The organism is Flavobacterium sp. UW10123 (assembly GCF_040538975.1).
GTDB lineage: Bacteria > Bacteroidota > Bacteroidia > Flavobacteriales > Flavobacteriaceae > Flavobacterium.
Window position 1 is genome coordinate 275,987 of record NZ_JBEWQE010000006.1, and the last position, 13,469, is coordinate 289,455.

The 13,469-nt window shown below is 33.1% G+C and carries 13 protein-coding genes and 1 pseudogene; 6 read left to right on the forward strand and 8 right to left on the reverse strand.

Annotated elements, in window-relative coordinates; genetic code table 11:
* The first annotated feature begins 17 nt into the window (after nucleotides 1–17).
* Entirely contained in the window at nucleotides 18–428 is a 411-nt protein-coding gene (locus tag ABXT06_RS09400; protein WP_354590520.1) for a hypothetical protein, read from the forward strand.
* A gap of 145 nt (nucleotides 429–573) precedes the next feature.
* On the opposite strand, the gene ABXT06_RS09405 is transcribed toward ABXT06_RS09400, so the two are convergent.
* Nucleotides 574–1,011: a DUF4268 domain-containing protein gene (locus tag ABXT06_RS09405; protein ID WP_354590521.1), complete on the reverse strand. Its 438-nt coding sequence runs from the start codon at nucleotides 1,009–1,011 to the stop codon at nucleotides 574–576.
* A gap of 91 nt (nucleotides 1,012–1,102) precedes the next feature.
* Between ABXT06_RS09405 and ABXT06_RS09410 the strand changes: the two genes are divergently transcribed.
* On the forward strand, nucleotides 1,103–1,747 hold the full coding sequence (locus ABXT06_RS09410) for an NUDIX hydrolase (RefSeq protein ID WP_354590522.1): 645 nt from the start codon (nucleotides 1,103–1,105) through the stop codon (nucleotides 1,745–1,747).
* A gap of 132 nt (nucleotides 1,748–1,879) precedes the next feature.
* Nucleotides 1,880–2,710 carry a lysophospholipid acyltransferase family protein gene (locus ABXT06_RS09415; protein WP_354590523.1) on the forward strand — a complete coding sequence of 277 codons (831 nt, stop codon included), beginning with the start codon at nucleotides 1,880–1,882 and terminating at the stop codon, nucleotides 2,708–2,710.
* A 2-nt stretch (nucleotides 2,711–2,712) separates the two neighbouring features.
* On the opposite strand, the gene ABXT06_RS09420 is transcribed toward ABXT06_RS09415, so the two are convergent.
* The 3 genes from ABXT06_RS09420 to ABXT06_RS09430 form a co-directional block, all read right to left on the reverse strand.
* On the reverse strand, nucleotides 2,713–3,345 hold the full coding sequence (locus ABXT06_RS09420) for a DUF8845 family protein (protein ID WP_354590524.1): 633 nt from the start codon (nucleotides 3,343–3,345) through the stop codon (nucleotides 2,713–2,715).
* A gap of 8 nt (nucleotides 3,346–3,353) precedes the next feature.
* Entirely contained in the window at nucleotides 3,354–3,848 is a 495-nt protein-coding gene (locus ABXT06_RS09425; RefSeq protein WP_008462500.1) for an RNA polymerase sigma factor, read from the reverse strand.
* Between the two features lie 155 nt (nucleotides 3,849–4,003).
* Nucleotides 4,004–5,065: a DUF3810 domain-containing protein gene (locus tag ABXT06_RS09430; protein WP_354590525.1), complete on the reverse strand. Its 1,062-nt coding sequence runs from the start codon at nucleotides 5,063–5,065 to the stop codon at nucleotides 4,004–4,006.
* A 205-nt stretch (nucleotides 5,066–5,270) separates the two neighbouring features.
* Between ABXT06_RS09430 and ABXT06_RS09435 the strand changes: the two genes are divergently transcribed.
* Nucleotides 5,271–6,731 carry an aminoacyl-histidine dipeptidase gene (locus ABXT06_RS09435; RefSeq protein WP_354590526.1) on the forward strand — a complete coding sequence of 487 codons (1,461 nt, stop codon included), beginning with the start codon at nucleotides 5,271–5,273 and terminating at the stop codon, nucleotides 6,729–6,731.
* Nucleotides 6,732–6,850: 119 nt separating this feature from the next.
* On the opposite strand, the gene ABXT06_RS09440 is transcribed toward ABXT06_RS09435, so the two are convergent.
* The 3 genes from ABXT06_RS09440 to ABXT06_RS09450 form a co-directional block, all read right to left on the reverse strand.
* Entirely contained in the window at nucleotides 6,851–7,633 is a 783-nt protein-coding gene (locus ABXT06_RS09440; protein WP_111366840.1) for a carboxypeptidase-like regulatory domain-containing protein, read from the reverse strand.
* 173 nt (nucleotides 7,634–7,806) lie between these two features.
* Complete coding sequence (locus ABXT06_RS09445; protein WP_354590527.1) at nucleotides 7,807–9,720, reverse strand: DEAD/DEAH box helicase; 1,914 nt, start codon at nucleotides 9,718–9,720, stop codon at nucleotides 7,807–7,809.
* 203 nt (nucleotides 9,721–9,923) lie between these two features.
* Nucleotides 9,924–10,502, reverse strand: coding sequence for a non-canonical purine NTP diphosphatase (locus ABXT06_RS09450; protein ID WP_354590528.1), 579 nt, complete (start codon nucleotides 10,500–10,502; stop codon nucleotides 9,924–9,926).
* Nucleotides 10,503–10,580: 78 nt separating this feature from the next.
* Here ABXT06_RS09450 and ABXT06_RS09455 point away from each other — a divergent pair, with 78 nt between their 5' ends.
* Complete coding sequence (locus ABXT06_RS09455; RefSeq protein ID WP_354590529.1) at nucleotides 10,581–12,359, forward strand: ABC transporter ATP-binding protein; 1,779 nt, start codon at nucleotides 10,581–10,583, stop codon at nucleotides 12,357–12,359.
* Here the strand turns inward: ABXT06_RS09455 and ABXT06_RS09460 are convergent.
* Nucleotides 12,340–12,723 carry a ribosomal maturation YjgA family protein gene (locus ABXT06_RS09460; protein WP_354590530.1) on the reverse strand — a complete coding sequence of 128 codons (384 nt, stop codon included), beginning with the start codon at nucleotides 12,721–12,723 and terminating at the stop codon, nucleotides 12,340–12,342. The two genes, ABXT06_RS09455 and ABXT06_RS09460, sit on opposite strands and share 20 nt — an antisense overlap.
* A 293-nt stretch (nucleotides 12,724–13,016) precedes the next feature.
* On the opposite strand from ABXT06_RS09460, the pseudogene ABXT06_RS09465 reads away from it, so the two are divergent.
* Nucleotides 13,017–13,469 (forward strand): annotated as a pseudogene (locus tag ABXT06_RS09465) (hypothetical protein); the annotation flags it as partial.

A 13,469-nucleotide genomic window follows, 5' to 3' on the forward strand; every position in this document is an offset into this window, starting at 1 on the left:
GCCTACAAGAAAATTTTATGAATTCCCTACGCCCCTACATATTGTTATTATTTTTAGCTTTTGGATTGCAACAGGTTCAGAGTCAGTCGTATCATTTTAAAACATCAGGATTTAGTGTTCTAGAAAAAAACGAAAGAGGCAAGTGGGGACAATGGTCCAATCTGGATCTAGTAAATCTTTCGGTGGTTTTAGATACCGATAAACATAGAATTGTGGTTTATTCTCAGGAAATTCAGCTTTTTAATATTTTAGATTATATTGAAAGAGAAGAAAATGATACTGATATTACCTATTCTTTCATTTGCAAAGATAATGACGGACGAGAATGTAAATTGTCAATCATAACCCGAAAAAAACAGGATTACAGAAAACAGTTATATATCAATTACGACGATCATATTATTGTTTATAATATTATTACAGTATAATAAGGTTCTAAGATACTAAGGTTCTGAGGTGCTAAGTTTTTATATAGTAAACCCGACATTTTTTCAAAACTTGTAGGGTTTATTATTTGATTTAAAACAAAAGACTTAGAATCTTAGAACCTTAGCACCTCAGAACCTTAGTGTCTTAATTCTCTACATCCTTAATAAACTCATCATATTCTAAGTAGAACATTTCTAGAGCATGCATATTTTCGTTGAAGAAATCGAAAATAGTATCCCAAGTGTTTTTATTGCTGAAACCAACACCAAGTTTTTCAACCCAAATTCTACTGATAGTTTTACCGCTTTCTAAAGTATGATTTTTCTCAAAAACCAGGTCTTTAATAAATTCTTCTTCCAGAATATTTCTTAATGCTTCTAGTTTTTCAAAATAAGCAATACGTTTTTCATCGCTTCTTTGTTCAATATCAATTAAAACCTGAGCCTTTTTATTGTCAACATAAAACTTAAACGAAAAGTCTTTAATTTTTGTATCATAAAGTACCCATTTACGAGGATATTTTTCGGCAAACGCTACCCAAAATTCTCTTTTTATTCTTTGCGATTCTTCTTTACTGTACATTTTTTAGGCTTTAATAACAGAAAACTTGTGGTACTGCGTTTTCTGAAGTATATTTATGTTTTATTTGAAAATACAAAAATAAGCTTTGATTATGAATTTTCAAGACTTTTTGAAATATGTTCCCAATATAATTCCAGTAGAGCTGCCAGCAGTAACTTCACATTTAAAAATGGCTCCAAAAGAACGTATAGAAGGATTAAAAAATCTTGATATTGATGCACTAAATGCCAGAATGGCGGGGGTAATGATGCTGTTTTATCCCAAACAAGAAAAAACGCATTTGGTTTTGATTGTTAGAAATGCTTATGACGGAGTTCATTCGGCTCAAATTGCATTTCCTGGAGGCAAGTATGAAAAGGAAGATTTAAATTTTGAAACTACGGCTCTTAGAGAAACCCATGAAGAGGTCGGAATTACGAGTGATAAAATAAATATAGTTAAGCGTTTTTCTCCTATGTATATCCCACCAAGCAATTTTTTGGTGCATCCTTTTTTAGGAATTGCCAAAGAAGAACTTTCTTTTTATCCCGATATAAGAGAAGTTGCCGGAATTATTGAACTGCCTTTGTCTGTTTTTTTAAATGATGATATTATTATCGAAGCCAGATTATCAACTTCTTATGGAGCAAATATTTTAGTTCCTGCCTTTAATATTCAGAATCATGTTGTTTGGGGAGCCACAGCGATGATTTTGAGCGAACTGCGAGATGTCTTGAAAGAAGCGATGATGAAATAAGTTCCATAAAGTTTATTTAACGATTTGATATTCATTTGGATAACTCTTAATTGCAGAAATTGTTTTATAGTGTTGCTAAAAGAATAATTTTTGTATGTTTGCGACCTAACAAAAAAATAAGACAAATTAGTTATGGGATTGTTTAAACGAAATCCTTTTGGGCATATATTATTCATCAAGAAATGGTTGATCCGAATTCTAGGTGCGATGACTCATAAGAGATATAGAGGTTTTAATGAATTGCAGATTGAAGGATCTGAAATTATTAAAACACTTCCAGATACTAATGTTTTATTTATTTCCAATCACCAAACTTATTTTGCAGACGTTGTAGCGATGTTTCATGTTTTTAACGCCAGTTTATCTGGACGTCAAGATACTATTAAGAACATCGGTTATTTGTGGCAGCCCAAAATGAATATTTATTATGTTGCTGCAAAAGAAACTATGCAGGCAGGATTGTTGCCAAGAATTTTAGCTTATGTAGGTGCAATTACAGTTGAAAGAACTTGGAGAGCAAAAGGAGTAGATGTAACAGAAAAACGTGACGTGAATCCAAATGATACTGAAAACATTAGAATTGCGCTTGAAGACGGCTGGGTAATCACTTTTCCGCAAGGAACTACAAAATCATTTAAACCTGTTCGTAAAGGAACCGCTCATATTATCAAACAGCATAAACCAATCGTTATTCCTATTGTAATTGATGGTTTCCGTAGATCATTCGATAAGAAAGGACTTCGAATGAAGAAAAAAGGAATTCTACAATCTTTCATCATCAAAGAACCTCTTGATATTGATTATGAAAACGACACGATCGAACAAATCGTAGAAAAAGTAGAATACGCAATCGAACAGCATCCATCATTTTTAAAAGTTATTCCTGCTGAAGAAATCAAAGCGCAAGAAGAACTTAATGAAATGAGAAGATGGAGTTACAAGGATTCTGAAAATGAATATTAGATTTAAAAATCAATTTTTTTCAATTCTTTATAATTAGTATATAATCTGCGTAAAAGTGTTCCGTAAATCACTCTATAGAAACACCAGAATAATCCGAAGAAACCTAAAATTACTAATATCAGGATACCTATTGTTACAAACATAGCTTTTCCGTTCATGGCTAATTTTTCTCTAAGAAACTCCATGTCTGGATTGTATACAAAAGCAATAAAAAAGCTCAGAATTGCGGTAATTACAATCATCCCTAAATTGTACCAAACATAATATTGAACTGTTTTACGAGTTTTTAAAATGGCGCTCATCAAGGATTTTGTGGCTATTGTAGTTGAAATTGTTTTGTAATTTTTATAGAAAATGTAAACAAAAATTAAAACAACCACATAATTGAAATAAGTTAGAAATTCCAAAGCAGTTACAATTTCAGGATGGTTCATTTTGTGCAATACATCGTCTGTATTGATAAAGATGTTTGAAAATGTCCAAAACGAAATTTCAAAAATACTGATAATCAAAATCCATTTTACAATGGAAGATGACTTTCTGTGAATCATCTTGTAGATCTCGTTTTCAGAAATTTGTTGAAAAGAATCAGAGTTCTTTTGCCAGTCCTTTTTTAATAAATCCAGTTCTTTCATAATAATTTTTAAGGATTTAGTATTTTTTTAAGTTTCCCCTTAATTCTGTTCATTTTCACGCGCGCATTCACTTCGCTGATTCCTAGGGTTTCAGCTATTTCTTGATAATCTTTGTCTTCTAAATACATAAAAACTAATGCCTTTTCAATGTCATTCAATTGATAAACCGCTTTATACATCAGTTTAATCTGTTCTTCTTCTTCATAATTGTAGTCAACATCTTTTACAAAATGCTGATGGTTTTCGTAATCTACGGTCGAAATAGTTCTTTTGGTTTTGCGGTATAAGGTAATCGCTGTGTTTAAGGCAACACGATACGTCCAAGTCGAAAATTTACTGTCACCTCTAAATTTTGGATAAGCTTTCCAAAGCTGAATGGTAATCTCTTGAAACAGGTCTTTATGAGCATCTTCTCCAGCAGTATATAATCTACAAATCTTGTGGATTATATTCTGATTTGCCTGCAGCTGCGCAACAAATGACTGTTCTAGATTTTCGCTCATATTTATATTAGTAGTTATGAAATCATTTTTGTTACAGTTGAATTTATTTTTTTTTTGCCACAGATTGAACAGATTTTAATGATTTCTATTTTTAGATTAAATGATTAAAAGAGATTAGAAATCATTTTTAATCATTTAATCTGCGGCAAAAGAAATTATAGTTCTCTTGTTTTGTAATAATTGATCGTTAAATCGATGAACTTATTATAGCTTTCCATTCCATCTTTTTGGTTGTTTGTTTTTAAAAAATTATCCCATAAAAAATGAAAACCTTCTTCAATAAAGGTGTCATATTTTTTCCAAAAATCTTGGTCTTCTTGATAGTTTTTTAAAATTCCAGGATTTACTTGTTTCTTTAATACTTCAAAAATTTTCTCGTTTTTAAATTTCCAAATCCCGAGACAATAACGTAATGCAAAACTATATCCAGCATACTGATAATATAAATTTTCATTTTTTACAGAAGCCAAAAGACCAATAAAATTGCATTCGCTTTCGCTTGCAAAACCAATCTGATGCGCCATTTCATGGGCTGTGGTTAGCGGAAAAGTGTACATTGGCAATAAATAATTAATCTGAGCTTCGTTTGTGAAAGGATTTAAATAACCGCCAAATCCCATATAGGTCAATGGAACACTGAATAATGATTTTTTTACGCTTAGCGTTTCGTATTTAAAATAAGGATGTTCTTTTGCTAAATTGTCATAACCGTTTAAAATCATGTTGAATGACTCTTTCTGTGAATATGGAAAGACAATTTTGGAGCTTTTATTTTTTGTGATTTGAAACTGAACTTCATTCGTCTTTGCAATTAATCTTTTAGTGAAAGCCAAAAGATCAGCGTCGGTGTATTCTCTTTTGATTTCCATTTTTTCAAAAAGAGGTTTGCGATAATAATTGAAAGCCCAAAGCAGATGGAAAAAAAAGTAAAAAACAGAAATCTTACCCAACATTGTTAAAAGGTAATCTTTCCAATCTGTTCTCCAAGTTTTTCTGATTTTCCAAAACCAGCTAATTATAGAAATTAGTAAAAGAGCATAAATGATGTCACCAACAGAAAATGGAACTTTGCCTAAAAGTGTTCTTGAAAAATGGGAAATTCTAAGAAATAAGTTTTTGCTATAAAAACCTTCCACAAAATCTGGAAAGTAGGGAAGGATTTTATAAAAAATAATCTGAACTATTAGAAATAAGGGTAAAACGTATTTTGATCTCACAAGGTAAATTTTAGATACGTAAATATAAATACAATATCGAATGATCGAAAAAAGTTTGTCACGAATTCTACGAATTTTCGGTAATTATTGATTTATTCAGTTTTAGAGCCGTTTTAATTTGTGCTAATTCGTGCAATTCGTGGCAAAAAGCAATTAAACTTTGTAACTTTGAAACTCTTAATTGTTAAACATTAAACAAAATATAATGAGTCAAGAAATAAGAAATCTGGAACCAAAAGCGCTTTGGAACAAATTTGCAGATTTAAACGCTGTTCCGCGTCCATCGAAGAAAGAAGAGCGTGTAATTGAGTTTATGAAAAACTTTGGAAACAGCTTAGGTTTAGAAACTTTCGAAGATGAAATTAGAAACGTAATCATTAGAAAACCGGCAACTCCAGGAATGGAAAATCGTAAACCAATCGTAATGCAAGGACATTTAGATATGGTACATCAAAAAAATGCAGATACAGTTTTTGATTTTGATACGCAAGGAATCGATATGTATGTTGACGGTGACTGGGTTCGTGCGCGTGGTACAACTCTTGGAGCTGACAATGGGTTAGGAGTGGCTACTATTATGGCGATTTTGGAAAGCAAAGATATTCCGCATCCTGCAATTGAAGCTTTGTTTACTGTTGACGAAGAAACAGGAATGACAGGTGCTTTAAATCTAAAAGGTGGAATTCTACAAGGTCAGATTTTATTGAATTTAGATACAGAGGAAGATGATGAAATTGATATTGGATGTGCTGGTGGAATTGATGTAACTGCTACAAGAACATATCATGAAGAAGAAGTTCCAGAAGGTTCTGTTGGATATACTATTACAGTAAAAGGATTGAACGGTGGACATTCAGGAATGGATATTAATAAAGGTTTAGGAAATGCCAATAAAATCATGAACCGTTTATTATTTGATGCATTTGAAAACTTTGGTTTGCAGATTGTTGAAATTAATGGAGGAAGTCTTAGAAATGCAATTCCAAGAGAAAGTGTTGCTAAAGTAATTATTTCTCAAATGTTTGATGAAGCTTATGTTTATGATATGCAGGAAGTTATTTCTGATATCAAAGCAGAATATAAAACAACTGAACCAAACTTATCGATTGAAATCGTAAAAGGTGATTTGCCTGAAAAAGTAATGGAATTAGGAGTTCAAGAGGGAATTATCAGGGCGATTTATGCGGCTCAGAATGGAGTTTATAGAATGAGCGCTGATATGTCTGATTTAGTTGAAACTTCAAACAATATTGCTCGTGTTGTTATAAAAGACGGAGAAATTTTGGTTGGATGTTTAACGCGTTCTTCTGTTGAATCTTCAAAATTTGATTTAGCTAATTCACTACGTTCTGCTTTTGAATTAATAGGATGCGAAGTAGAACTTTCTGGTTCTTATCCAGGTTGGACGCCTAATGTAAACTCTGAAATATTAGAAGTTTTAAAAGATATTTACGAAAAGCAAAATGGAGAACAACCAAAAGTTGTAGCTTGCCATGCTGGTTTAGAATGCGGAATTTTAGGAACAAATTATCCTGATATGGATATGATTTCTTTTGGTCCAACTATTCATGGAGCGCACTCTCCAGACGAAAGAGCAAGTATTTCTTCTGCTCAGAAATATTGGAAATTTGTTCTTGAGATCTTAGAAAATATTCCAGTTAAATAAAAATAGTTTTCAGTCGCAGTCTCAGTTTTCAGTTCAATAAAACAGGAAACTGCGACCGAAAACTGCGACTAAAAAAAAATCCCCAATTGAAAAATTGGGGATTTTTTTATGGAAAAATATTAATTTCTTTTCAAAACTTTGTACTGTTCGTAACAAGCGCTAATTGCATCCATAATCTGAAGATCATTTGCTGTTTGGATGAAAGAATCAGAATAATTACAGCGGTGCATAATTTCAGGAATCTCATCCTTACTGATGCCTAATAAAACTGCAACCGTTTCACGATCGTATTTGGATTCTAAAAGCGTTCTTACGGTATCATCCTTTTTCATTTCTTTTAGCTTCTTGAGTTCTTTTCCGTTCTTTCCAAAGAAATTATAAAGCATGTCGGCGGGGTTAAAAATCGAGCCAAGGACTTTTCCAAAGGCATTTGGGGCATATTCTCCAGCTTCATAACCTTGCGTTAAACCTGAAATGCTATAGCGGTAGTTTTCTTTTGTTGGAATTAATTTAGAGTCAATTTCAAGATATCCTGTTAAAGAGAAAGGAGCAATAACAACCTCTTCCAAAGCAATTGCTTTTTCGGTAAGCTGAATTCTAGTTACTTTATTTTTTATCCAGTCGTTTGTTACTCTGATTCTTAATGATTGAAATCCTAGGATAGAAAAATGAAGAGTATCATTGACTTGTACGTCAATTTCAAAATACCCTTTTTCGTCAGATTTTGCACCACGTACTTTATTGGTGTTAATGATGTTTACGCCAGCAAGTGGTTGTTTGCTGTCGTCATTAATAACGTAACCTGAAACTCTTTGTGGAACTGTTGGCTGTGTATCTTGCGTATCTTGTGCGAAACCAATGTTAGCGAGAAGTGTAAAAAAGAAAATTGCGAAATATTTCATATCCTGATTTAAAGCTCTAAAAGTAGTAAATCGGGATTAAATATCTCATAGTCTTGGAATTTAATTATAAGAAAATTAACAAAGACATTGACAAGATTATTTGATACAAGAAAAAATCCCAAATTCCGTATAAAATTGGAATTTGGGATTTTGTATTTTAAGAAATTAGATTATTAATCTCTTCTTGATCTTCTTGGTCTTGAGCTATCGCCAAAGTTTTCAGAACGTCTTGGAGCTCTATCTGAACCACCTTCATTTCTTGGGGCAGAACTTCTGAAACCGCCTTCTCTTCTTGAAGATGAGTTTCTGTCACCTCTAAAACCTCCGTCGCGTGATCCGCCTTCGCGTGAACCTCCGTCTCTTGAGCCTCTGTCACTTCTGAATCCGCCTTCACGTCTTGGAGCGAAGTTTCCTTCTCTTCTTCCAGAATCACGTCTTCCTCCACGGTTGTTGTGGTCACGTCTTCCTCCACCGTCATTTTTAGAAATCTCAACATTAATACGACGACCTTCTAATTGAACGTTGTTTAAAACATCCATTACTTTGTCAGTATGCTGTGGATCAGTATTGAAGAAAGAGAATCCTTCTTTTACGTCTACTTTAAAGATATCATCACGACCTAAATCTAATGTTTCTTTTAAGTAATCTTTTAATGACATCCAATCGAAGTTGTCTCTAGAACCAATATTAACAAAATAACGAACTGCTCCATTATTGCTAAATTCTCTTGGCTCAGAATCACCTCTTTCACGTCTTTCGCCACCAGATACAGAAATATCTCTATTCTTTTTATAGTAAGCGATGAAACGGTTAAATTCTACTGAAACCATTTTCTTAATCAATTCTTCTTTAGATAAATCTTCTAAAACATTATTGATTGCTGGTAAATAGTTGTCAATTTCGTGATCAACTTCAGTATCTTTAATTTTGTTTGCTAAGTGTAACAACTGAATTTCGCAGATTTCGATTCCAGATGGAATAGATTTTTCTTCAAATTTCTGTTTGATGATTCTCTCGATAGAAGAAATTTTACGTAACTCGCTTTTTGTAACAATTACAATAGAAGTACCTAATTTTCCAGCTCTACCTGTACGTCCAGAACGGTGGTTGTATGTTTCGATCTCATCAGGTAATTGGTAGTTTACAACGTGAGTTACGTTGTCAACGTCAATACCACGTGCAGCAACGTCAGTAGCAACAAGCATCTGAATTTGTCTTCCACGGAACGATTTCATTACACCATCACGTTGTGCTTGAGATAAATCTCCGTGTAACGCAGCAGCGCTATATCCATCTTCAATTAACTTCTCAGCAATAGCTTGTGTGTCTCTTTTCGTACGACAGAAAACTACTGAGAAAATGTCTGGATTAGCATCAGCTAAACGTTTTAATGCTTCGTAACGATCACGAGCATTAACTAAATAAAATTCGTGAGAAACTGTAGATGAACCTGAATTTTTAGCTCCTACAGTGATTTCTAATGGTTCGCTCATGAATTGTTTTGCAATTCTAGCAACCTCTTGCGGCATAGTTGCAGAAAACAACCATGTGCTTTTTTCGTCTGGAGTATCTGATAAAATAGATACAATGTCATCATAGAATCCCATGTTTAACATTTCGTCAGCCTCATCAAGAACACAGTAATCTATGTTTTTAATGTTTACTAAACCTCTGTTAATCATGTCTTGCATTCTTCCTGGAGTTGCCACAATGATTTGTGCACCTCTCTTTATTTCTCTTGCTTGCTCTGTTATACTAGCTCCTCCGTAAACTGCTACCACATTAATACCTTTTTCGTATTTTGAGTAGTTTTTAAGTTCGTTAGTAATCTGTAAACATAACTCGCGTGTTGGCGATAAAACTAATGCTTGTGTATTTCTGTTGTCGGCATCAATTTTTTGAATTAGCGGAAAACCGAAAGCTGCCGTTTTCCCTGTCCCTGTTTGAGCCAACGCAACCATATCCGTGTCTTTTTCCAATAATAGGGGAATCGCCTTTTCCTGTACCTCTGACGGATTTTCAAATCCTAGATCTAAAATCGCCTTCAGTAACGATTCATTCAATCCTAATTGTTCAAATTTATTCATATGTGTTTTAAAATAGGGTGCAAAATTACTGTTAATTATTCAGATAAACTAATGCAATTTTAAGAATTATGTATTTGTTAAGAATTGATTATCAAAAAGTTACACTTTTATTAAAATAATTTTTTGCAAGAAAAGCAGAAACAAGCCAAAAAATACGTCGTGAAATGTAAAATTTAGCCTTTAAAATGTTGTATTTTAAACAATTATTTTGTGGTGCGCAGAAAATCAATAAGTTGCTTAACCGCTTTTCCGCGGTGACCAATAGTGTTTTTAGTTGCTAATGGCAGTTCTGCAAAGGTTTCGTTAAAATTTTCTGGTTTAAAAATAGGATCGTAGCCAAAACCATTTGTTCCTGTTTTGGTTAACGTAATTTCTCCTTTTGCAATTCCAGTAAATAAATATTGTTTTCCGTCAAGATTTAAAGTGATAACGGTCTTGAACTGGGCACTGCGATTCTCTTTATTTTTTAAAGCCTCCAAAAGCTTGTTCATGTTGTCGTCTGCATTTTTTTGTTCGCCTGCATAACGTGCAGAATATACTCCTGGCTCGCCATTTAATACATTTACTTCCAAACCTGTATCATCTGCAAAACAGTTATAGCCAAATTTCTGGGTTACATAATCGGCTTTTAAAATAGCATTTCCTTCAATTGTATCCGCAGTTTCTGGAATATCTTCAAAACAATTAATATCTTCTAGACTTAATATTTTGATGCCTTCAGGAAGCATGCTTTGAATTTCGGCTATTTTATTTTTGTTGTTCGAAGCAAAAACGAGTTTCATATGAATTAATGTTTTTAAATGATTTTCAACACAAATTTAGAATTCTTATATTTGATATGCAGCCTAAAAATAAAATAAATGCAGCTATTGGTATTATATAAAAAAATCCAGCCATTTGTAAAGCCTTACAGAAAGATGGTTGTTGCTACTTTATTGCTTACTTTTTTGGGATCTTTTGCGGCACAGGTAAATGCTATAATTCTAAAATACACTGTAGATACAATTAATAATTTGATGGTGGCACATGAGCCATTATCAAAAGGGTTTCATTTGCTTGGGATTATTAGTATTGTTTTGCTAACTAAAGAATTGGTGAATTCGGTGGTTCAATTTGGACAGAAATTCTATGGAGAAAAACTCCGTATTTTTATTACGCGTGATATTTCTCAAACCATTGTAGAAAAAATTCTAAGCTACAGAATGGAGTTTTATACTTCTGATGAAAATGAAAGCGGAAAACTGCAAACTAGAATTGATGCCGGAATCAGCAGTTTGACACGACTAGTCCAAAACTTTTTTATAGATATTCTTCCTTTATTTGCCAATGCTTTTGTGGCTTTGGGCATTATGTTTTATGCTAATGTTTATGTGGGTTTGGTAAGTTTATGCATTATTCCGATCTACTTTTATATCAGTCAATTGCAGGCAACCAAATTAAGCGGATTTAGACGAAGAATGCGCAATTATCGCGAAACCAAAAATAACGGAATCATTAGTTTAATTGAGTCTATAACTGTGATTAAATCTTTCGTTCGTGAATCGACTGAAGCCGATCGCCATGAAAAGATTCAGTTTGAAATGACTGAAAATCAGCTGCAAACGAGAAAGACTAGCTTTATTTTTGAAAGCATAAAAAGTTTTGTCGAACAGATTGGAGTCGTAATTATTATCATTTTGACTGCTTATTTTGTTTTGAATAATCAAATGACAATTGGAGCGATTATGTTTCATATTATGCTTTTTAATAATGTTTCATCTCCAATTAGACAATTGCATAGAATTTATGATGAAGTAAACGATGCCTTGATTTATTCTGAAGGATTCTTTGATATTCTGGAAGCAGAAAAAGAAGTGGAAACCAGCGGTAATTACATTCCAGAAAAAATTATTGGATTAATTGAAGTGAAAAATGTCGATTTTATTTATCCAAACGGAACTCAGGCTTTGTTTGATATTAATTTTACGGTTAAACCGAATGAAACATCTGCATTAGTAGGATTAAGTGGCGCCGGAAAAAGTACTATAATCAATTTACTGGACAAATTTTATCTGCCATCGTCAGGTCATATTTTTTTGGATGGAGTAGATTTAGCAGATTATAATACCGATTTTCTGCGCAAAAACATCGGATTGGTGCTTCAGAAGAATCATATTTTTAAAGGAACGGTTGCAGAAAATATTCTATACGGAAATCCCGAAGCTTCTCAAGAAGAAGTAATCGAAGCGGCAAAACAGGCATATATTCACGAACAAGTGATACAATTGCCAAAAGGTTACGATTCTGATGCGCATTTGCTGTCAGGCGGACAACAACAGCGAATCGCTATTGCAAGACTTTTTCTCAAAAATCCGCCGATCATTTTTCTGGATGAACCCACTGCAAGCTTAGATGCCATTGCTACAGAACAGATTAAGAAATCTCTTGATGCCATTAAAAAAGACAGAACTGTTATTATCATTTCGCATAGCATCTCCCAAATAATTGATGCTTCCAATATTATTGTTTTAGAAAAAGGTAGATGTGTAGAAAAAGGAACTCATGATGAGCTCTATGATAATAAAGGAACCTATTATCAAATATTCATGGCAATGGCCAACAGCTTAAATATTGATAAAATCACGCAGACTTTTGATTGAGAAAATTCAAAGTCAACTTTTCTGCCATAAAAGCAGTAAGTATTCCAAAAGTATAAGCCAGAATATCTTCCCAAAGAAATCCTTGGCCTAAAACATATCTTCCAAAAAGAGTTTTTCTAAGTTCAATCATCCATTCGCCTTGATACAGTTGTAAAGACTCAATTCCGTAACAAATCAATAAAGAAAGCAACGCAATTCCGAAAGCATTTTTAAACGGAAGAAATATTCGAACCAAAAAATAAATCATCACAGCATACAGAAAATCGCCAATCCATAATGGAATGAAAGAGATTTTTCTTGAAAGGATTCCGAGAAAAATGATGCTTAGAAAGATTAAGGTGTAGTAGATTCTGGATTTGTTCAAATTTAGAGAATGTTTAGTTGAAAGCAAATTTATATTAAAATTTTAAAAGAAATTAAGCCTTTTTTGTCATTCCGAGGAACGAGGAATCACACTCGCATATCGACAAAGATTAGCAAATTACTTTGCGGAATTTCTCGTGTGATTCCTCGTTCCTCGGAATGGCAAACTAGATTTTATGTCTTAAAATAGTGCATCAATAATCCGTTTTTAGGGAGCAAAAAATACAAAACCAGAATCGATTTACTTTATTTCATACATTTATCGGTTAAAATAACTATTTATCAAGAAACCACATGAAGGCAAAATTTTTTACCCTGATTGCAGCTTTGTTCCTTTTAGGAAATCAAGGCTATTCTCAAAAAAACAATTCGTTTAATATTAAAAAACAGTTGGAATATTGTGCAGAACAAGCTTCTAAAACATTAAAAGTTATTCCGAATGATGGAACCTCTCCGCGTACAGTTCCAAATGGAAGCAAAGAGTGGAAGTTTGTTGGCTACAAAGACTGGACAAGCGGATTCTGGCCTGGAGAATTATGGTTTTTGTATGAAGCAACAAAAGATAAAAAATGGGAAAAAGAAGCTGATAAATTCAGTCGTTTTTTAACGCCGTTATCTGTGAGTAAAGCGGCAGATCACGATCTAGGTTTTCAAATTTTTAATAGTTTCGGAAACATCTTTATTCCTTGCTTTGATTGCTGTGTTCCCAGCTATTGTTGTAAGTATTATGGATGTACAACAATCTTG